General features: G+C 41.8%; 15 protein-coding genes and 1 pseudogene. 7 read left to right on the forward strand and 9 right to left on the reverse strand.

The window, feature by feature from the left end; genetic code table 11:
* The first annotated feature begins 1,057 nt into the window (after positions 1-1,057).
* On the forward strand, positions 1,058-2,434 hold the full coding sequence (locus tag ACYTXL_RS26145) for a calcium-binding protein (RefSeq protein ID WP_461921868.1): 1,377 nt from the start codon (positions 1,058-1,060) through the stop codon (positions 2,432-2,434).
* Between the two features lie 179 nt (positions 2,435-2,613).
* Here ACYTXL_RS26145 and ACYTXL_RS26150 read toward each other — a convergent pair whose 3' ends face one another.
* Together ACYTXL_RS26150 and ACYTXL_RS26155 are read right to left on the reverse strand one after the other, a co-directional pair.
* Entirely contained in the window at positions 2,614-2,772 is a 159-nt protein-coding gene (locus ACYTXL_RS26150; protein WP_461921867.1) for a hypothetical protein, read from the reverse strand.
* A 137-nt stretch (positions 2,773-2,909) separates the two neighbouring features.
* Positions 2,910-4,112: a phosphoglycerate kinase gene (locus ACYTXL_RS26155; protein WP_461921866.1), complete on the reverse strand. Its 1,203-nt coding sequence runs from the start codon at positions 4,110-4,112 to the stop codon at positions 2,910-2,912.
* Between the two features lie 89 nt (positions 4,113-4,201).
* Between ACYTXL_RS26155 and ACYTXL_RS26160 the strand changes: the two genes are divergently transcribed.
* Positions 4,202-4,609 (forward strand): universal stress protein, encoded by a 408-nt coding sequence (locus ACYTXL_RS26160; RefSeq protein WP_461921872.1) that lies wholly within the window; start codon positions 4,202-4,204, stop codon positions 4,607-4,609.
* Between the two features lie 467 nt (positions 4,610-5,076).
* Here the strand turns inward: ACYTXL_RS26160 and ACYTXL_RS26165 are convergent, their stop codons facing one another.
* Positions 5,077-5,787: a GDYXXLXY domain-containing protein gene (locus tag ACYTXL_RS26165; protein WP_461927242.1), complete on the reverse strand. Its 711-nt coding sequence runs from the start codon at positions 5,785-5,787 to the stop codon at positions 5,077-5,079.
* Positions 5,788-5,927: 140 nt separating this feature from the next.
* On the reverse strand, positions 5,928-7,346 hold the full coding sequence (locus ACYTXL_RS26170) for a DUF2157 domain-containing protein (protein ID WP_461927243.1): 1,419 nt from the start codon (positions 7,344-7,346) through the stop codon (positions 5,928-5,930).
* Between the two features lie 194 nt (positions 7,347-7,540).
* Between ACYTXL_RS26170 and ACYTXL_RS26175 the strand changes: the two genes are divergently transcribed.
* Positions 7,541-8,497, forward strand: a complete 957-nt coding sequence (locus tag ACYTXL_RS26175; protein ID WP_461927244.1) for an RsmB/NOP family class I SAM-dependent RNA methyltransferase — start codon at positions 7,541-7,543, stop codon at positions 8,495-8,497.
* Positions 8,498-8,918: 421 nt separating this feature from the next.
* Positions 8,919-9,356 carry an NUDIX hydrolase gene (locus ACYTXL_RS26180; protein ID WP_335238423.1) on the forward strand — a complete coding sequence of 146 codons (438 nt, stop codon included), beginning with the start codon at positions 8,919-8,921 and terminating at the stop codon, positions 9,354-9,356.
* 241 nt (positions 9,357-9,597) lie between these two features.
* Here ACYTXL_RS26180 and ACYTXL_RS26185 read toward each other — a convergent pair whose 3' ends face one another.
* The 3 genes from ACYTXL_RS26185 to pip form a co-directional block, all read right to left on the reverse strand.
* Positions 9,598-10,389, reverse strand: a complete 792-nt coding sequence (locus tag ACYTXL_RS26185) for a GH25 family lysozyme (RefSeq protein ID WP_461927245.1) — start codon at positions 10,387-10,389, stop codon at positions 9,598-9,600.
* Positions 10,390-10,490: 101 nt separating this feature from the next.
* Complete coding sequence (locus ACYTXL_RS26190; RefSeq protein WP_461927246.1) at positions 10,491-11,132, reverse strand: DUF4232 domain-containing protein; 642 nt, start codon at positions 11,130-11,132, stop codon at positions 10,491-10,493.
* A 271-nt stretch (positions 11,133-11,403) separates the two neighbouring features.
* Complete coding sequence (pip, locus tag ACYTXL_RS26195) at positions 11,404-12,351, reverse strand: prolyl aminopeptidase (RefSeq protein ID WP_461927247.1); 948 nt, start codon at positions 12,349-12,351, stop codon at positions 11,404-11,406.
* 163 nt (positions 12,352-12,514) lie between these two features.
* On the opposite strand from pip, the gene ACYTXL_RS26200 reads away from it, so the two are divergent.
* From ACYTXL_RS26200 to ACYTXL_RS26210, 3 genes and pseudogenes are all read left to right on the forward strand, one after another.
* Positions 12,515-13,369 carry a class I SAM-dependent methyltransferase gene (locus tag ACYTXL_RS26200; protein ID WP_461927248.1) on the forward strand — a complete coding sequence of 285 codons (855 nt, stop codon included), beginning with the start codon at positions 12,515-12,517 and terminating at the stop codon, positions 13,367-13,369.
* A 445-nt stretch (positions 13,370-13,814) separates the two neighbouring features.
* Positions 13,815-14,939, forward strand: coding sequence for an FUSC family protein (locus tag ACYTXL_RS26205; RefSeq protein WP_461927249.1), 1,125 nt, complete (start codon positions 13,815-13,817; stop codon positions 14,937-14,939).
* A 349-nt stretch (positions 14,940-15,288) separates the two neighbouring features.
* Positions 15,289-15,492 (forward strand): annotated as a pseudogene (locus tag ACYTXL_RS26210) (Uma2 family endonuclease); the annotation flags it as partial.
* Between the two features lie 177 nt (positions 15,493-15,669).
* On the opposite strand, the gene ACYTXL_RS26215 reads toward ACYTXL_RS26210, so the two are convergent.
* On the reverse strand, positions 15,670-17,403 hold the full coding sequence (locus ACYTXL_RS26215) for an iron uptake porin (protein ID WP_461927250.1): 1,734 nt from the start codon (positions 17,401-17,403) through the stop codon (positions 15,670-15,672).
* A 451-nt stretch (positions 17,404-17,854) separates the two neighbouring features.
* On the reverse strand, positions 17,855-20,056 hold the full coding sequence (gene pabB / locus ACYTXL_RS26220; RefSeq protein ID WP_461927251.1) for an aminodeoxychorismate synthase component I: 2,202 nt from the start codon (positions 20,054-20,056) through the stop codon (positions 17,855-17,857).
* Positions 20,057-20,105: the final 49 nt, after the last annotated feature.

Below are 20,105 nucleotides of genomic sequence, written 5' to 3' on the forward strand. Positions count from 1 at the left end.
CCAACTTACTTAAACCTTATGAGTATTTTTATTTACTCGTATCAGAGAAGAATTGCGTAATATTTTATGCTACATTTTGAAGTGCGGAATGTGGGATACAAATACCTTGGTAGGGGCACGGCAATGCCCATACGTGTCAACTTAATGTGAAAGCCAGTCTATAAGCAGCTTTTAAGATTGTCTCGTTCCCAGTCGGGGACTGGGAACGCATTCTGAGAGGCTCCGCCTCAAGACTTGCGGCAGAGCCGATGTTCACCAAACAAATCAGTAGTTTCCAAAAGTACTTAATTAAACTTTACACAGATAATAATTGAATGTATTATCAATTGCATTGATTGACATATTAAAGATTTGATTAGAAACATATTAAAGATTTGATAAAGTAGTTGATGTAACCTTGTGCTTCATGATAATTAAATAATTACAGATACAGCACTTTGCAGGTAAAGTAAGTACACATCTTAATATGATAAATATTGTGGGGTGGGCATCCTGCCCGCCCTTGTGTACTTCATTCAGATGAAATGTGCTGTAGGTTCAAAAACAATCGGAAAAAGAACCCCAATATTTGACATAATTACTTACCATTTCGGTAATTAATTAAGGGATTTTCATGAAATAAATTATCTAATTTTGTAGAGTAGGCGTCTTGCTCACCCGCAACCAAAGGCGGGCTTTTCAGGTCAGCCCACAATAAATAGTTGGATATTTTTTTCTTTAGAAGTTCCTAACCAAATAATTAATGTTTTCTTGCCTTTGATTATGCAAATGCCAAGTAATCTAAGTAGAGCGGTGTGAATAATTCAAGGTTTGTAGTAAGGACTTTAGTCCTAATTTTAGGGCTGTTCGCGTTGGCGAAGCCTCTCGTAGAGAAGCGTCCCCGCAGGGTAGCCCTCTCTACAAGATGCTACGCGAACACTACGAACTCATATCAAGATTTTTTACATTAGTTAATCTACTTTGATTTATTCTCACCTACTTACTTACATTGAACTGATAAATAGTTCTTTGACCAAGACTCAACTTACATATTAGTGAGAAATTCACCAGAGATAATATGGCATTTATTTTCGGCACTACAGGTTTTGATACGAGAAATGGGACTTTGGGAAATGACACGATAGTTGGTTGGGCTAGTGGTGGTAATGCCAATACTATTTCCGGTAACGATACCTTGAATGGTTTGGCTGGTAATGATTCCCTTGCAGGTGGGACGGCGAACGACAGTCTAAGCGGTGGAGATGGCAATGACACACTTGATGGGGGCACAGGAAACGACATTCTAAAAGGTGGTGCAGGCAGTGACACCTTCAAAGGCAGTCAGGGTAACGACAGCATTGATGGTGGAGATGGGATTGATACCGCAGACTACAGTCAATTAGGTCAAGCCATTACCTTGTCAGGTGTAGGAACCATTCAAAAAGCTGGGAAATTGGGGCAAGACCAACTCTTTAAAGTAGAAAAGATTATTGCTAATGCTAATGTTGCCAACAACACCATAGATGCATCCCAATCTTTGCTTGGGGTATCTATCACCGTTAATCTGCAAACCCAAAGTTTGGCTGCCAATAACATTCCTGGTTTAGGAACATTGTCATTTACTGCGGTCAACTTTGATAACGTCATCGGCACAAATGCAAATGACTTCATTGTTGGCGACAACCAAAATAACCAATTATCTGGTAATCAAGGCAATGACACACTTGATGGGGGCTTAGGTCGTGACAGTTTGAATGGGGGAGCAGGCGACGACACTTACATTGTTGACGGTGCTGGTGACACGATTACGGAGGCGGCTAATTCAGGTACAGATATCGTCCGGTCTTCTATCTCCTACGTGCTGGGTGTCAATCTAGAGAATCTGAGGCTGACGGGAACTAGCAACATCTCCGGCATAGGTAACAGTCTTGACAACTTCCTATTTGCTAATACTGCTAACAACACTCTGAATGCCAGAGCCGGCAATGACACGCTAGACGGTAATTTCGGCGATGATATCCTCAATGGTGAGGACGGCAATGATAGCCTACAAGGTGGACCGGGCAATGACGTACTCAATGGCGGATCTGGAGACGACATCCTCATCGGTGTTTTTCCTGGTAGTCCGTTTCCACCTGGATTAGGCGAAATTGATAACTTGACTGGCGGGGCTGGGGCAGATACATTTGTGCTGGGGGACGCTGAAAATGTTTTCTACGACGATAACAACAGTACGAATCCTGGTTTTGGGGACTTGGCTATTATTAACGACTTCGACTCTAGCCAAGATGTAATTCAACTCAAAGGATCTTCACAAGATTACCTCCTACAAGTTGTTGGAAGCAACACACGAATATTCTTAGATAAACTGGGAGCAGAGCAAAATGAGATCATCGGTGTTGTGCTGGGGGTAGTGGATCTCACACTTGATAGTAACAACTTCACTTTTCTGTGAAATAGCTATTACAAAAGCCTTTGTCAACTTGCCAGACCCTCGACGTAGTGCCAGACAACGCCATAGACAAGCCCTCTGCCTTGCTCTTTTGGCTCTGGCGAGCTTGCTGGTAAGCGTGGGTTTCTAGCCATCCGTGACTGATTCTAAAACCAATGAAATCACCGCCTTACCAGAATTCATCAAACTGTTGGCATTGCAAGGTTTACAGGTTGCGAACTGCCTATGCTGGATAAAAATAACAAAATCTGGCTCACAACGGAAAAAGGTTTGATATCTTTTAGGGTAATATTTTGCAAAAGCCTATAGTTTTTGACTGAAATTTCTTCAATTCTTGCCATTACAGTTTCACCTCCACAATTTTGGTAGTATGGTTGCCAAAAATGCTAATAAATACAGTAAGGGTACGCTATACCGCACCCTTACTACAATTGTCAAAAACTATGAGATTTTTTCAGTAGCTTAAGAGCTAATTTTCTTAAGCATCATCTAAAGCCGCAATTCCAGGCAATACTTTGCCTTCAAGTAACTCCAAGCTAGCGCCGCCGCCGGTGGAAATGTGGCTCATTTGGTCAGCTAAACCAACCTTTTCCACAGCCGCTACTGAGTCGCCGCCGCCGATAATGGTGGTTGTGCCAGTTTTGCTAATTTCGGCGAGGGTATTAGCGATCGCTTCTGTACCTACTGCAAACTTATCAAACTCAAACACACCCATCGGTCCGTTCCAAATTACCGTTTTGGTATCTGCAAGGGCGTCTTGGAAAACTTTTACCGAGTCTGGGCCAATATCCAAACCCATCCAACCATCTGGGATATTCTCAATGCTAACGGTTTGAGAATTCGCATCTGGGGCAAAGTTATCTGCTACTACCACATCTGTAGGAAGCAATAAAGCAACACCCCGTTCTTTAGCCTTAGCTTCCAAAGACTTCGCTAGTTCTAGCTTGTCTTCTTCCACCAACGACTTACCGACATTCAAACCACGAGCTTTGTAGAAGGTGAAAATCATTCCACCGCCAATGATCAGCTTGTCGCACTTCTCCAGCAACGTTTCAATCACGCCAATTTTACTGGAAACTTTGGAACCGCCGATAATTGCTGCCAAAGGACGTTGGGGATTTTCAATGGCGTTTTGCAGATATTGCAATTCTTTCTCAACCAAATATCCAGCCACAGAAGGACTAAGGAATTTAGTCACACCTTCAGTAGAAGCATGGGCGCGGTGTGCAGTACCAAAAGCATCATTTACATAAAAATCAGCATTAGCTGCCAATTTTTTCGCAAATTCTGGATCGTTTTTCTCCTCTTCTTTGTAAAAGCGGACATTTTCTAGTAACAGCACTTGGCCATTTTGCAACGCGCCAACTTTAGCTGCAACTTCATCACCAATAGAGTCATCAGTTTTAATGACTTCTTGCCCCAGTAACTCCGAGAGACGCTTGGCAACCGGAGTTAGGCGTAATTTGTCATCCACACCCTTGGGACGTCCAAAATGGCTGGCGAGAATGACCTTAGCACCCTTCTGCGTCAAATCTTTAATGGTTGGTAGAGCGGCGCGAATGCGAGTATCATCGGTAATGTTGCCTTGATCATCCACAGGCACATTAAAGTCAACCCGCACTAAGGCACGTTTTCCAGATATATCAGCCGAAGATAAACTTGCTAAACTTTTTTTGGACATACCAAACTCTCCTGATTACCTTTTTGTTATTGTTTTGAAAGTAGAACCATCCAGATTTTACCGGAGTCAGGGGTGCCCAGGTGACAGAAATGTTTAACACAGTACTATTTCCTATTGATCAAAGCCGGGAAACGCGGGAAGCTGCTGATGTAGTTACCAACGTAGTCAAAAAGTATGCCAGTCGCTTGGTGCTGCTATCTGTGGTAGAAGAACCACCAAAAGACGCGCCTAGTGCAGATCCGATGGTGTCACCACAGGTAGTTGCTAAACTGCTGGAAAATGCTCAATCTTTATTTTCTGGGCAAGGAATTCAATCCGAAATCCTGGAAAGGCAAGGCAAACCAGCTTTTACTATCTGCGATGTCGCTGATGAAATCGGGGCTGATTTAATTATTATGGGTTGTCGGGGGCTAGGCTTGACTGAAGAAGGAGCGGATGATAGTGTGACTACTCGCGTGATTAACCTTTCCCCTTGCCCAGTGCTGATTGTGCCTTAGCAGGTTAAATCGGCGGTTAGAAACCGCATCTACACAAATAAAACCCGCTCCGAAGTTCGGAGCGGGTTAAAAAAGTTTGATTTTCCATTAGCCCGGAGATGTAGCTCTCGTTTGTCTAGCCAAGAATTCGATTAGACATTTCCTGAAATTACAGCAGAAATCATGTATTTGAACCACATCTCTCAATACGGTTCGGTTAAGCCCAAAAAATAAAAATGTGTAGGTTGGGTTGAGGAACGAAACCCAAAAGTTGTAGGGTTTGTTGGGTTTCACTTCGTTCAACCCAACCTACAAATATTCTTAACCGAACCGTATTGCCACATCTCTCGTAGGGGCACAGCATTGCTGTGCCCCTACCGCGTGGTCTATTTACCTGAAAATAGCTGTAACTATGCGTTGCCCGAAATCCTTGGTAGGCAGAATTCTTCAATTGTGCCTACGTCATTTTCACTCCTATGTCTAACGGTCTAAAAGCGATAATTGCGATCGCGCACCCACATACTAACTGGCACTGCTTTTCCCTGTGGATCTACTTTCGCCTTCACTACAATCGGTGATAGCTGTCCTCTCCGGGCGCGTTGGGCTTGCAAGTCGTTGGTAATCTGCCGGCGTTGGTTTTCTTTGATGTAATATGTTTCTAAGCCGTAGTTAACAGAACCATTTTGATAAACACCTTTTAAGCCGACTTGGTTAGCTCTAAGAGTTGTAGGGCGATCGCTACTTACTCGCAACGGTCTCCAAGCTCTAGGAACACCGCGACCAAAGGATAGTTGCTCTTGCAAAATCACGTAGATGTTGGTTCCTTCAGGCAATCTTCTGCCACTTCCACGACCTTTGCTGACTAATGTTTGCCAACCAGGTAGTCTGCTCAAATTTGCGGTACGAGATATGTTGTAATCTAACGCTAAGGTGTTACCATTTAGTACATCGTTAGGGTTTATAGGTACGGTTTGCAAAATCACCGTTTTGCCTGCCACATCTGTATAAAGCGCTTGGGCTGGTACTGCCATAATTAGCCCAGTTTGCACCGCCAGAGGAACTATTAACCGCCAAAAAGGTAAGGGCTTATTCGATTTTTGTTCAGTCGCAATTAAGTAATCCCGAAAAGTCACCTTATTGGAGAATTCGGCTTCGGGAGACAAGGGTTTATTTTTAGATTCAGAAGAACTATTAGTCATGAGCGTAGTCCTAAAAAGCAAAGGTCTTGAAGAGGCCAAAAGTAATGAGATTAGGACTGACGCAGAGAAACTTTAAAAATTTTGACGCACAAAGATTTTGATCATTGACAGATTTCTGAATTCTGACTTCAGATTTTGCCCTACTTCTTACTTGTAGAGCTACCACCAGATAGGCGGCGTTCAAACCAGAGTCCAGCGCTAATTAAAGCAGAACCACACAAGACAAACACCAGCGACTTGAAAAGTAAGTCCGTATCGTACTCTTGCACGCGACTGATAATTTGCAGTGTGAATAACAGCATACCGCCCCAAAATGAACTTCTCTTGCTTAATTTCAATCCTTCTTGAATTAGTCCCCAGGCTAATATTGCTAGAAGTACATTGAAAATAAAAACACCAAGTTCATCAATCCGGCTGATAGTTTGATGCCAAAAAGGTACTAGGATAATAAAGACAAGAAAGGTACTAATGATAGCAGTCGTGAAAATTACTTCCCGACGCGGAGGGTTATTTCTTTGGCGGAGTAGAAACAACCATTGCAATACCGCCAAGCCGCTGAGAATTCCCAAATCGATGATTGGCAGAGATCCGAATAAGTTTGTGAAATTCGTTGGCTGATTATAACCATAATTTGGAGATTCCCAAACCCAACGAAAAGACAGAACGTAAAAGACAATGCCGAAGCTTACCAACGCTAAATTACGAGCCAGGGATTGAAACAACCTGTAATTTATGGTTGGAAACAGCAGATCATCATAACTCCAGAATAATGCAGGTGGGAGTGCAAAAGCAAAAGATGCCACCCAAGGCGCTATATCAGCATAATTCAGCAGTGGTAGGGGATTAAGGTTAGCTTGTAAGGAACTAGCAAAAACAAAGGCTGCTAGACCAAAAATCCAACGCGATCGACAGAAGTAAGCTAAGGGTACAAACACCAGCCATGCCAACAAAGGTAGATGCTGCACCACGAACCGCGACCAAGTTAACTCACCTGAAGCGTACCACAAGTCTTCTAATCCAGTCCAGTACCCGATTTCCACGAGAACAATTGACAGAATTCCTAAAGAATTTAAGCACAAACTGAAGGCCATCACCACAACACCGAACCCCCAGACAAGAAACAATTGGGAAGTTGAACCGGCAATATTGAACATCTGGGCCATCAGCAGTAAATTTGCACCGAAAATGAAGGCGCTTAAAATTAGTAATCCTTCTCCCAGCAAGCGTTTACTTTTTTGTGGCTTCTTCCCTTCAGGTGATCTCCATGTGTAAAAACCAGTGATTGCGATCGCAAAAAATAAACTGATCAGCAGAATAAATTTGACTTCTCGTGACCCTCCCTGCCAGTTTCCTGCTACAAAGGTAATTATGCCTAAGCATAAAAGTATGCCGCCGATACCAATCGCGATCGCTTTCTGGCGATCGCGTGCAGCAGCTTCCAGGTTTTTAAATTGATAACGTTCTGCTATTTGCTCATACTGCGAAGAACTAATTAATCCTTCATCCCTCCATAAGTGTGCTTCTTTGCGTAATTTTTGCGGAAAATTATCTAAGTTCATGACCTTCTCCGGTGCAGTGGGGTAGCTTGGCCATTGCGATCCCAATGGCGGTCATTATATTTTGAGTATGAAGCCAAAAGCCTTAATTACATTGTTCTTCTGTAACAATTTTATTTTGATTCTGATACAACTTACTAATTCGTAATGACGCTCGATGACTCGTTAACGCTTCGCTAACGTAATTCATAATTCACATGGAAAAACCTTCTAATTTATTACTTAAAGTCTCGCGGCGTTTGTTCACTAATCTAGATGAGCAAGAAAAATTTATCGAGGCTTTAATGAATCCTCAGCCTTTTTCACGCAGTATTCTTTGGTGTCAAGAAAAGCCAGAGATTTCGCCTTTAGCGGTGGAAACACCAACCTCTTGGCAACCAGAATTTATAGACCGCTTATATTTGGGAGAAAAACCCGGTCAGTATCCCTTGCATGAAAAAGGATATTTCTATTGTTTAGATTTTTCTTCGGTGTTTGCGGCTACTACTTTGTTAGCTATTCCTCAGTCAGTACCTTTAGTTTTTGATATGTGTGCCGCACCAGGAGGTAAAAGTATCTTTGCTTGGAAAGCTTTACAACCAGACTTACTCATCAGTAATGAAGTCATTGGCAAACGTCTGGGAATGCTAATTTCTAATTTGAAGCGTTGCCAGATTAGCCCTAGTGCAGTGGTTAATCGAGATTCGAGTATATTTGCCCAAATGTTTCCCGACACTAGCAATTTAGTAATAGTAGATGCTCCTTGTACTGGACAATCTTTACTTGCTAAAGGTGAAAAAGCACCCGGATGTTTTCACCCAACAGCTATTAATAAGAGCGCAAATCGGCAAAAGCGCATTATAGCTAACTCTGCTAAAATTGTTTCACCAAAAGGCTATCTTGCTTATATGACTTGCACATATTCACCCGAAGAAAATGAGCAAGTTTGTGAATGGTTTTTAGAACGCTTTCCCCAGTTTCAGCCAATAGAAATTACTAATTTAGCAAAATATCAGTCGCATTTAACTACAATGCCTTGTTATCGGATGTTTCCTCAAGATAGGTTAGGTGCTGGTGCGTTTACAATCCTGTTTAAAAATACTAATGAGGATGAGCGTAAAGAAGTAGATTTAAATATAATATCTTCGCTGTATATCTACCAAAATCTGAAATAGTCAAGTTAGTTACATTGCTGACATATATAGTAATCCTAAATCATTTGTGAACAACTATAACCCCGATTTCTCTAAGAAGTCAGGGTTCTGAATCTTGTGATTTTAAACAATAAAATAGGATTGTTATATATTCTGGCATTCAGCCAAAATATGTGATGTTTTGAAGAGTGCCGCATTTGTCAATTAGCCATCAGAGTACATACTTTACAGCAGTTAACTTTATATTTGTAAGATTACAAACCTAGCGATTCTCATACCCTGCGGTAGAATCAAAAAATTTGAATAATTAACTTTTATAGTTAAAAAAGCAATTTTAACCTTTTCATAATCTAAAATTAACCAACATTTATCCGGTATCAGCTCTAGACTTTCGGAAGTAAACATTATACAAAAAAGCTACACTGTAGAGGATGCAAATTACATGAGTCGAAAAGTTAGCAAAGTCTTTAAACAGTCTGGGGTGATTCCTTATAGAGTGAACAATGGCAAAATTGAAATCTTGCTAATCACGACTCGTAACTTTCAACATTGGGTAATTCCAAAAGGAGATATTCCTAATGGCATGAGTTCGCCTGATTCAGCAGCCAAAGAAGCGTGGGAAGAAGCAGGGGTAATTGGGCAGGTAGATGCGAATGCACTCGGCACTTACAAGTACCGCAAACGAGGTAAAAGTTACTGTGTCAAGATGTATTTATTACCAGTGGAAATGCTGAGTGAAGATTATCCAGAAGCAAGTAAAAGAAAACGGCAATGGGTAGAAGTGCCTAAAGCTATCAGGCGGGTTAAGTTTAATTCACTCAAACGAATTCTTAAAGGTTTTTTTGAGGTCAAATCTCACTTTTGTGCATTTCGATGTTAAGTAAGTGGGCAAGAGTAAATCAAACTATGTTACGCAATGTAAAATTAACTACAGGTTTGTAGTAAGCGGCTCCAGCGCTTACTACAAACCTTTAATTATTCACACCCACTTAGGAATAAGAATTAAAGAACATACAATTTATGTCCCTGGTTTACCTCACCCTCAATCCCTCTCCTTATAAAGGGGAGGCAAGCTAGAGACAGGATGAAGTTTTGCATTTTATTTAATCCGCGTTCCTTACTTAAATCCACAATAAAGCTACCCAAGTTTTTATACCGATAATTCCATCAGCTTGCAACCTCTTAGATGTTTGGAAACTAACAATTGCATCCTTAACTGACTCGGAGAAATGCCCATCAATGGCATTAGTATATAATCCAATCTTTGTTAATTGCTGTTGTAATTGTTTTACTTTTAGCCCAGAATCTCCTAGCTGAAATCCATTAAATCGATTCAAATCGGCTCGACCACTAACACCTGGTACACCAGATATATCACCTTCATATTGATGGATTAGGTATTGCCCCTGCCAAGGGCTAGGAACAGTTGGATTGCGGGTTCCGTAGTGGGCAATCCATAACGGATAACTAGCAAAATCAGATGGATCTCCAAGTTCTGTCCAGAAACTGGGGAAGGTATAAATGATTGGTTTGATTGGTTTTTGTGTTTGTTGTAAAAGGGCTTTTTCCACCTCTGCTAACCACTGTTTGGCTGCATTAATTACAGCTTGGGGACTTACGTTGTCAGTTACCTCTACGTCCAGAACTGGTGGCATGTCTCCCGGTTCTAATTTCCCCAGCGTTTTTAAGAATTCTTTTGCTTGCTGAACCGGGTCAGAAGTATGTGGGTGAAAGAAATGATAAGCACCCCGAATAATACCAGCAGCTTTCATGGTCGGCCAGTGATGAGCAAAAGCAGAATCTTTGATGCTAACTCCCTCTGTGGCTTTGACAAACGCAAAAGTTTTACCAGAGTTTTTTACTGCCGTCCAATCTACTCTGCCGTCTTGATCTGCAACATCAATTCCTAGCATAGAATTTTTTAACCTTTGTGAATAGTACAATACTGAACTTATCAGAGGCTTTGATCTAATTTATGCTTTTTCTGGGTCTTTGAGTAAATTACAGAAATTTACTAGGGTTTAGTATCAACAGCTCGCACCGGAGTTATTCTGACTTTGCCCGTACAAGGCTTGATTTGTTCTGTAAGGGTAAAGTGCTGGTAATTATTAGGAGGCGTGATTTCAATTTTACTAGACATTGGGCAGTGTTCATCTGAGGAACTTATATGGTTATATGCTATCTGAAATGAGGCTTGTGTTCCAGGAGCTAGAGTTACTTTTTGTCGAGTTTGCTGACTCGAAAAGTAAGTATCCTTGGAGCGGATAACTTTAATCCTTTCCAAAGGCTGACCTGTTGCATCCAGTAGTGCCAATCCCGGATAACCCTTGAGGGTGCAAGGGGATGAGGCGTTATTGGTGAAGGCGTAGGTGAGTCCAACATTCCCAACACCAGCATCTTTAGAGACTTGGTGCACTGACAATTGGCTAGTTTCACAGCGCGTCGGATTCGTGGCAGTAGTGGCTTCAGGGGTAGAATTATCTGTAGTTTTTTCAGTCGGTGTAGGTGTAGAGGTCAACACAGTTTCCTTCGTCGCCTGCTCAGTGCTTGCTGGCAAGGCTTGCGGCTGTTTTGTCACAGAGGAAGAACCGACACAGCCAGTTGTGACCGCAGTCAGGAGCAACAACATACTGCTTTGCATAATTAGAATTCGCATATCTTTTTTTTGTAGTGAACTACTTACACTGATGCTTTATATACAGTATAAGTTTCCAAATTTACAAGGGTTAGGATTGCTGTGTACTTTAGTGTAGGTGATGTTAAGTATGGTAGTGTATCAAACCTTTAGAGAAGATGGAAGTTTCTTCAAAGGACCTGATTGGATTGAGTGAGCTACAAGAACCCCACCCCCAACCCCCTAAGAGCAAGGGAGGAGGGAGCTATGATGTACCTTATATGATTGGGAAAGGCTATAGAAATTTAAATATTCAACCGAATTTAATATTATCTGTTGCCTCAATCAAAGCACTACGAATTCCTGGTTCACTCATTGAATGTCCAGCATCAGGAACCACTATAAATTCCGCTTCCGGCCAAGCCCGATGTAATTCCCAAGCTGATATTATTGGGCAGACTACATCATAGCGTCCTTGGACAATTACAGCCGGAATATGGCGGATACGGTGTATATTTAAGAGTAATTGATCTTCTGTTTCCAAAAATCCCTTATTCATAAAGTAATGGCATTCAATACGTGCGAAAGCTGAAGCAAATTCACTCTCGCCAAACTTTTGCATGAGTTCTGGATCTAAGAAAAGTCTACTTGTACTACCTTCCCAAATTGACCAAGCACGCGCTGCTGTTAATTGAATTTCTAAATCTGCACTGGTCAAGCGTTTGTAATATGCTGCGATCAGATCATCACGTTCATCTATGGGAATCGGTTTTAAATATTCTTCCCAAGCATCAGGAAAAATATAGCTAGCACCCTCTTGGTAAAACCATTGCAACTCTTTTTGTCTCAACATAAAGATACCACGCAGAATTAGTCCCGTGCATCGAGAAGGATGGGTTTGACTGTAGGCTAATGATAAAGTGCTACCCCAACTACCACCGAAGACCGCCCACTTTTCTATACCTAAATGTTGGCGCAGTTTTTCGATATCACTGACTAAATCCCAAGTGGTGTTTTCTCGTAATTCTGCATGGGGCGTACTTTGACCACAACCGCGCTGGTCAAACATCACTAACCGCCATTTTTCTGGATGGAAATATTGCCGATAAAAAGCTGGACATCCGCCACCCGGTCCCCCATGCAGCAAAACGATGGGTTGACCTTGGGGGTTCCCTGACTCTTCAAAATGAATGGTATGAAGGTCGGAAACCTGTAAACTACCTTCTAGATGAGGCTTGATCGCTGGATAAAGTTCTCGCATTCTCCATATTTTATCAGTAATGTGATTAAATACTGATTTTCAGCTAAAAGTCAGAAAATTTTTCTAATAGCCTTGTATAGAAATGCTATATAACCCCTTTTTGCTGTTCAATGAAATTAACCGATTATACTAATACTAACTTTAGTTTTATTGGGGAAAAACTGTGAAGATTAAACCAGCTACTAGTTTGCTTCGTAAACTTCTGATCATTTTGACCACAGGGTTTCCTGATCAAAAGTTTATTGGTGCGTTTTACATTCCCTTCCTATTTCAACTTGTTCCCTGGAACTACCGTAAATCTTTAGCATTAAACTTAATTGCCATCAGCCCACATTATTTTGGACATTTTTATCCCACCAACCAAATTCCTTCACGTTCAGCCTTTTTAGAAACAGAACATCAACGCCTGGCATCCAGTCGGCAACACCTAATTGATACTAAAGTCAAGCCCTATGTTACACCAGATATGACTGTATTGGATCATGGTTGCGGTCCTGGATACCTGGCAAATGCAGTTTCGCCTTACTGTATACAGGTAATTGCAGTAGATATTTCTAGCGGTGTGATTGCCTGTGCTAAAGCCATTAATGCTCAACCCAACATCACCTACCTCACTGAAACAGGAAACACCTTAACCAAGCTAGAGCGCAGTAGTATTAATTTAATTTATTCTTTTGCAGTTATGCTGCATGTGAAAGATGAAGTCTGTCAAGCCTTGTTAAAAGAGTTTTTCCAGCTACTCAAACCTCAAGGTAAGGTCATTTGTGAATTTGTTGTTGCCGAAGACCTTGCTGTAGATCCGCTCAAAGAAGCAAACTCCATATTCAACAATGTGAAGGATAAGTATACCCTGTGGGTGGTGGGTCGCCCCTTGGAGCAAATCAAACAATTTATTCAAGATGCCGGGTTTGAGTTGTTGGCACTAAGGGAAAATGAGCCAGAGGAAAAGAATGGGTATTACACTTTTGTATTTAGCAAGCCTTCTGTTCAGTTTAGCACTTCACAACAAGTGATTTAATCTACATTTGTTGTATAGTCAAAGCTTATTAACATGGCACTTTCTCATGAACCACAACTTCGCAAGAACAGCGCGTGATTGAGCTTTTCACTTCATCTGGTGGTTCTGGTAGTAATAGAACAGGAATGTAGGTTAAGCCCAAGATGCCTACTGTAATTTAGTTTTAGCCGTCACCCTAAATTCCATATATTCCTCTGATAAAGATTCTAATCACAGGAAAAATACGCTCAAAGCCTAAATTCTCGGTGAGAATGAGGCATTGAAGAAAGTAGAAATTTTATCGTTATCACAGGAATCAATCGTTAGTTTAGTGTCAGATATTCTTTTTTCTGGTTGTTTGACTTGGACTTTATCACCTTTGGCAGTGGCATAGTGTTACCGCTATGGCTTCTTAGTGGCGATTATGTGTTATTTTCTTCTGTCAAATCAAATAAACCCGATACCCATGATACAACCCTCTAATGGTCTTCCACCTAAACAGCGATCGCACAAGCTGAGAATCATCACAGCACTGCAAACTTGGGCTGCTACTCCCGATGGAATCTCAACAATTGTACTAGCTAAGATGGCATTCAAAATGGCGATCGCATCGGCAATTTCTTTTGAAGTTGCTCAGGCGTTGCGATGGGAGTATCCTTTCTATGCAGCGATCGCCGCGATCATTGTGATGTCATCTACTCATGGCAGCACTTTGTTACTTGGAATCCAACGAATAATTGGTACCGTGATTGGTGCCATCGGTGGAGCCATCTTTGCGGTTGTATTGGGTAGCAATTTCTGGTCACTGGGAATAAGTGTATTTTTGACCATCTTTCTGACTTCTTATTGGAAATTCAATGAGGCGGCAAAATTGGCGGGGTATGTATCAGTGATTGTCATATCGAGTCACAGCCAATCTCCTTGGCTGTACGCTTGGGGTAGGTTTCTGGAAACCCTCTTAGGTATAGGTGTGGCACTGTTGGTAAACAACTTTATTTTTCCTGCTTCGGCTGGAGTCGAACTGAGGCGTTGTTTGTCGCAAACGTTAACTGATTTAGAGCAGTTTTATGAGTTGGTTGTAGACTCTGCCTTTACAGGAAACTACGATCGCCCCCGTGTGGATAAGTTGAAAACTAGTATCATTAGTTCATTTATCAAGGGGCGATCGCTATGGCAGGAAGTCAGACAGGGACAGACAAACGAACCGCCAGAAAAACGGGTGAATGAAGCCTGGGAATTTCTCCTCCGCAGAATTTGGGAACACACTTTGACAATGGAACATACTGTACTTGCTAGACAGCAAGATACTTTTTGGCAAATTCTTGCACCTCAAATTACCCAATTGGCACTGGAAACTCAAAATGCAATGCTTCTTTTAGCAACAGCTGTCAAATCGCACCAACCTAGTTTATCTTTGTCAGGAATAGAAGTTGCACTTACCAATGCTACACAGCAATTAAATCGGTTGGAAGAAATTAAGCAGCAAGATTACCCAATGGATGAAATACTCCGGTTTTTCACGTTCTTTTACACGATGGAAGAGGTGGGCAGAAAACTGCAAAAAATGGCAGGTACGCTGATTAACAAGTAGAAATAAAAGTAAAATCTAAGTTGAGACTGATAATTAACTAAAATAGCTAAAGCCGAAATTGCAACCATTGTAATAGCACACAAAGATAGGATGTATACGTTCGCCTTTGAATTCATACAATAACTAGCGAAATCAGTCGGATGCGAAATCATAATGGCTAATCAAGAGTCATTATCTCCTCAGCAAGAATTAGTCGAAGATTTGATGTCTATCATTCATTGTTTTTCATGCCGGTCAAGGTTGGCTAAACCTTGAAAGCTTACTGAAGGCTAACCGCTCACATGCTCCCGACGAAGTAAGAAATAAAGTCTATACTTGTATAGGTTTTATATAGCAGGATAGAGACTACCGATATAAGCGTTCTGAGTACGTAGCACGGGGGATCTCTGAATACTGGGTTGTTGATGCTGATAAAGCCCGGATTACCCTGCTGACTCTGGTAGATGGACTGTATGAAGAAGCTGTGTTTCAAGGAACAGACATTATTCGATCAGTGACTTTGCCAATGCTGAATTTGACCGCAGCCCAAGTATTGACGGCTGGACAGGTATAATATCTGACAATACGACAAAAAAGTTATTATGCCATTGTCAGATAGTTAGATATGCGTTATCCATAACGCTTGTAGAGACGTAGCAATGCTACGTCTCTACAATCATTTTCACTCCTATGTCTAAGGAGTATTTACAGCCTCTAACTGTACTACCCGACAGTAAATTGCTGTAAACCTTTAGAAGGTGAAAGTTGTTCTCAGCGTCCCAATAATTGCATCATCGTTGTTGCCAGGAAGTTGACCAGGATTGGTTAACCAAATTACCCCAGGAGTAATAGAAATGTTGTCGCTTACACGATACTTATAGAAACCTTCAAAGTGGTATGGTTTATCACCAGTGTTACCTCCCACATAGGGTTCAATACCTGCGAAAAGTCCTAAAACGTTGCCCTTTTTACCTAAGTCTGGCAGGGCTACCCCAAGTCCATAACTCCAAACTTCACTATCATCATTAGCACCAACGCCTCTGATGTCGTTGTAAACCGCAAAGCCACTAATCGAAAGTTTATCACTAGGTTTAAAAGCAGCCTCCAATCCGTAGGAATTACTTGAATATGGATTGCCACCACCGACAAAGTTAGCTTGTGCAGTACCGTCTACACCAGTTGTTGTACTTGCGGAGCCGGCATCGAATAAAACAGTACCACCATTATGATAACCGTGGACGTAGGTTGCAGCTAAGGTGACGCGATCGCCTATTTTTAAGTTCAACTGTCCTAAAGCAGCATAGTTACCCTCGAATAAACCCGTATTTAGACCAGGGTTATTCGCTTGAGATGCTAAGTAACCCAAGGTTAATGAAGGTTGAAAGCCACCGCCACCACTACCAAAGGCTAAGTTAACGCCCATACCAGCACCGCCGCCAATCCGATAGATTGGGCTTTCAGAAGCAAAGGTAGACAAAGCACCGTTACCGCCATCATAATCTTCAAAGTATGGGCTGACGGTAGGAACGTAATCGCTCTGAATACCTCCACTAGCAGCTATATAAACTTGGGAGTTGCCAATGGGGAAGTAATAGGCCAACCAGTCTATAGAAACAGCGTTGTTGGTAGTAGGAGATACGCTAATGGTTTGAGTCCCTTCAAATGTGCCATTTGGTAAAGCCAATCCAACTGCATTACCAGCTGCCAGCCTAGTATGCAAAGTATCTTTACCTGTGAAACTCGTTTGCAAGTCTAAACGCACCCTGTCTTGGAAAATAGTGTTGTTGTTGTCGTTCTTGCCAAAGTTGTTGGTGACAGCAAATATTGCTTCACCAACTAGCTTGGTTGTAGTAGAAAACTGATTTGCTTCAAGTTCAGCAGTCCGTGCTTCTACAGCATCTACTCGACCACGCAGAGTTGTTAATTCTGCCGAGAATTCCTCTTGCAAACGTTGGAGGGTCGTCAAATCCTGTTTTGACACCAAGCCAGCAGTTGATGTCGCAATCAGTTCATTAACTCGATTTAAACAAGCATTCAAACCTGCGGCAAATTCATAACGTGTCAATGCTCGGTTGCCACGGTAAGTGCTATCGGGGTATCCAGCAATACACCCGTAGCGTTCAACCAGGGATTGCAAAGCTTGGAATGCCCAGTCAGTTGGCTGTACATCAGAAAACTGAGAAACTGATGTGACTTGAGATAGTGAATTCTGGTTCTTGCCTTCGCTGGTGTAGCGGTTAACCTCTTCTAAAATGTTATTATCATCAGTCTTTTGGGCAACCAACTGCTGATTAACTTTTGGTTGCTCTGTTTGAATGAATACTGAAGCAGCAGAAGCTATTGATGCTTCTGTTTGAGTAACTTTTGCCTTTGTATCTTCAGAAGAACCTGCTATTTTAGCAGCCATAGCCCTAGCAGAAAGCAACACTGTCACTCCCAAAACTACTGGAGTTAGTACCAGAGTTTTCCACAATAGATGAGACATTTTTGATTTTCCTTTCCCAAAAAATACCCGAAATACCAGGGTTGAAGAAAAAGAGAACAAGCAGTTTTTCTACTTGTTGTAAATCTTACCAGATTGTAGTGAAGTAAAGATATAGCAGTCCGCTTTGATTTTTGAAATTATTTGCGTAGACGGTGAGTGGAGAGTAGGGAGTGGGGAGTAAGGAGTGGGGAATGGAGGGTAAGGTTGATATTATTTCCCGCGAAGAGACTGTATTACAATTATTACTCAGGAAGGCGCGACTAATTGCAGATTTCTAATGTTTTCGTTTTGCTGAAAAAAGTCGCGTTCAAACCCATAAAATACTCAGGGTAAGTTCTCAGCAAATAGTTAAGCCCTCATTCCCTAACCCCTTCTCCCAAGTTGGGAGAAGGGGAACTAGAGAATTTGCTCCCCTCTCCCAAAATTGGGAGAGGGGCTGTTCTTGTGAGGATCAAACCTCGAAAGTGACTTGAGTCACTGGCGGTTCAAGTATTTTTGCAATAGGTTTACAATTATCGGCAGTCTTTGATTTTACTCCCGCTATATCATACATATCTGGCTCAAATGTTCCGTACATTGTGAGAACGATCGCATGAATTAAGGCTTCCGCTTTCAGCAGCGTTTCTTGAAACTCCATCTCAGGATCGGAAAGCGCCACAATCGCGCCACCGATACCAATAGAAGTTTGATTAGGAGTCAGAACAGCAGTGCGAATCACAATATTCAAATCAGCTGAACCATTCAATCCCAAAAAGCCAATCGCTCCTGAATACACTCCCCTTGCTTCTTGTTCCAATCGATCGATAATTTGCATGGTTCTGAGTTTAGGCGCACCTGTCATCGAACCTCCTGGAAATGAAGCCCGCACGCCATCTATTGCTGTTAAATCTGATCGCAAATGCCCCCGTACTGTTGTTACCAGTTGATGCATTGTTGCATAGGTTTCTACATCCATTAACTTTGGTACGTGAATGCTACCGATTTCACAGACTCGTCCCAAATCATTGCGTAATAGATCGACAATCATCAGATTCTCAGCCCTATCTTTTTCGCTGTTGCGTAACTGTTCTTTGAGGATAAAATCTTCTTCAGGGAATTTTCCGCGTCTCAGGGTTCCCTTAATCGGCTTAGTTTCTACCCAACCCTGCTGATCAATCCGCAGAAATCGTTCTGGAGATGAGCAGGCGATCGCAATCTCACCAAAGCGCAAAAATGCCGCGTATGGGGCAGGATTGAGCCTACGTAATCTGCGGTAGAACGTTATTGGATCGGGGGTTATATCAGTATGAAGCTGATTTGTGAGGCAAACTTGATAGGTTTCCCCTTCATAAATTTCCTCTAAGCAATGGTGAATATCATTAATGTAAGTCTGGTAAGTACGACTTAAACTAAACTTGACTAGCTGAGTATTTCCTTGAGGTACAAGGGGAGAAAGAGGAGTCAGGGTTTCGAGTTGTTGTTGGATAGTATCAAACCAAGCTTCTACCTGTTCTGTTTGTCCTTTTTTGATTAATTGCAGCAAATAAACACACTGTTCTTGATGATCGATGGCAATCATCCGATCGGCAAATAAGAAAATTGCATCTGGTAATGGTGAAGAATGTACCAATGACGATCCAGACTCTGCCTTGAGTTCATAGCCAAAATAGCCCACAAATCCACAGTTAAAATCAAATGGTAAATCATCAGCCTGGCAACTTCGGAGGTCAATTTCTCGTTTGAGATACTCGAAAATACTTTCGCGGCGATGGGTAACACGATCTGACTGTGCGATCGTCAGTTCCTGCATTTGGGTATGGTAGCGTACCAAGAGGCTATTTTTACCGTTCCCATCGCCCATAAACGAGAAGCGAGATAAACCGGATTCCACGCGGCTACTGTCTAACCAAAAGGCATTTGTTGCTTGCCGAAATAAATGGACAAATATTTGTTCTGTGTTCGGGCAAATATTCAGTTTGCGGCTATGAACTTCAAACTTCTCTTCCTGTTCTTGGCAGGGTTCATCAATAGGAGGAGCAATAAATCCATATCCAGTCCAATACCGCTTTTCTGAACTTCTTGATGATTTATCTATAAATTGCAGCGTGATATCTCTAAAATTTTCTAGCAATGTTTGTCCATATTCTGTACAAATAGACTCTGGGTGAAACTGCACACCCCAAAAAGGTAGATGTCGATGACGCAATCCCATCACTAATCCTTCCTCAGTCCAAGCAATTTTTTCTAGGCACTCAGGTAGTTCATCCGCAACTATCAAGGAGTGATAGCGCACCACAGAAAATTGACTGGGAATGCCTTGGAATAATTTGGAATCATTGTGATAAATTTTGCTCAGTCTACCGTGTCGAACTTCCGGTGCATGAATCACTTTTGCACCATGTATGTAGCCAATTCCTTGATGCCCCAGACAAACTCCCAGCAAAGGCACATTGACATTCTCAATTATCTGTCGGCAGACTCCAAAATCTTCTGACCTTTCTGGACGACCGGGGCCAGGTGAAATCACAATGTTGTCAAATACAATTTCTTTCAATTCATCCCAGTTAAGCTGATCATTACGAATTACCAGAGGTAATTCCCCATTTACCTCGGCAATCATCTGGTAAAGATTAAAGGTATAAGAGTCATAGTTATCAATAATTAATGTTTGCATACATACTAAATTAACTACTATATAGAACATTTTTGCACTTAGAATAGCA

Source organism: Nostoc sp. (assembly GCF_054880495.1).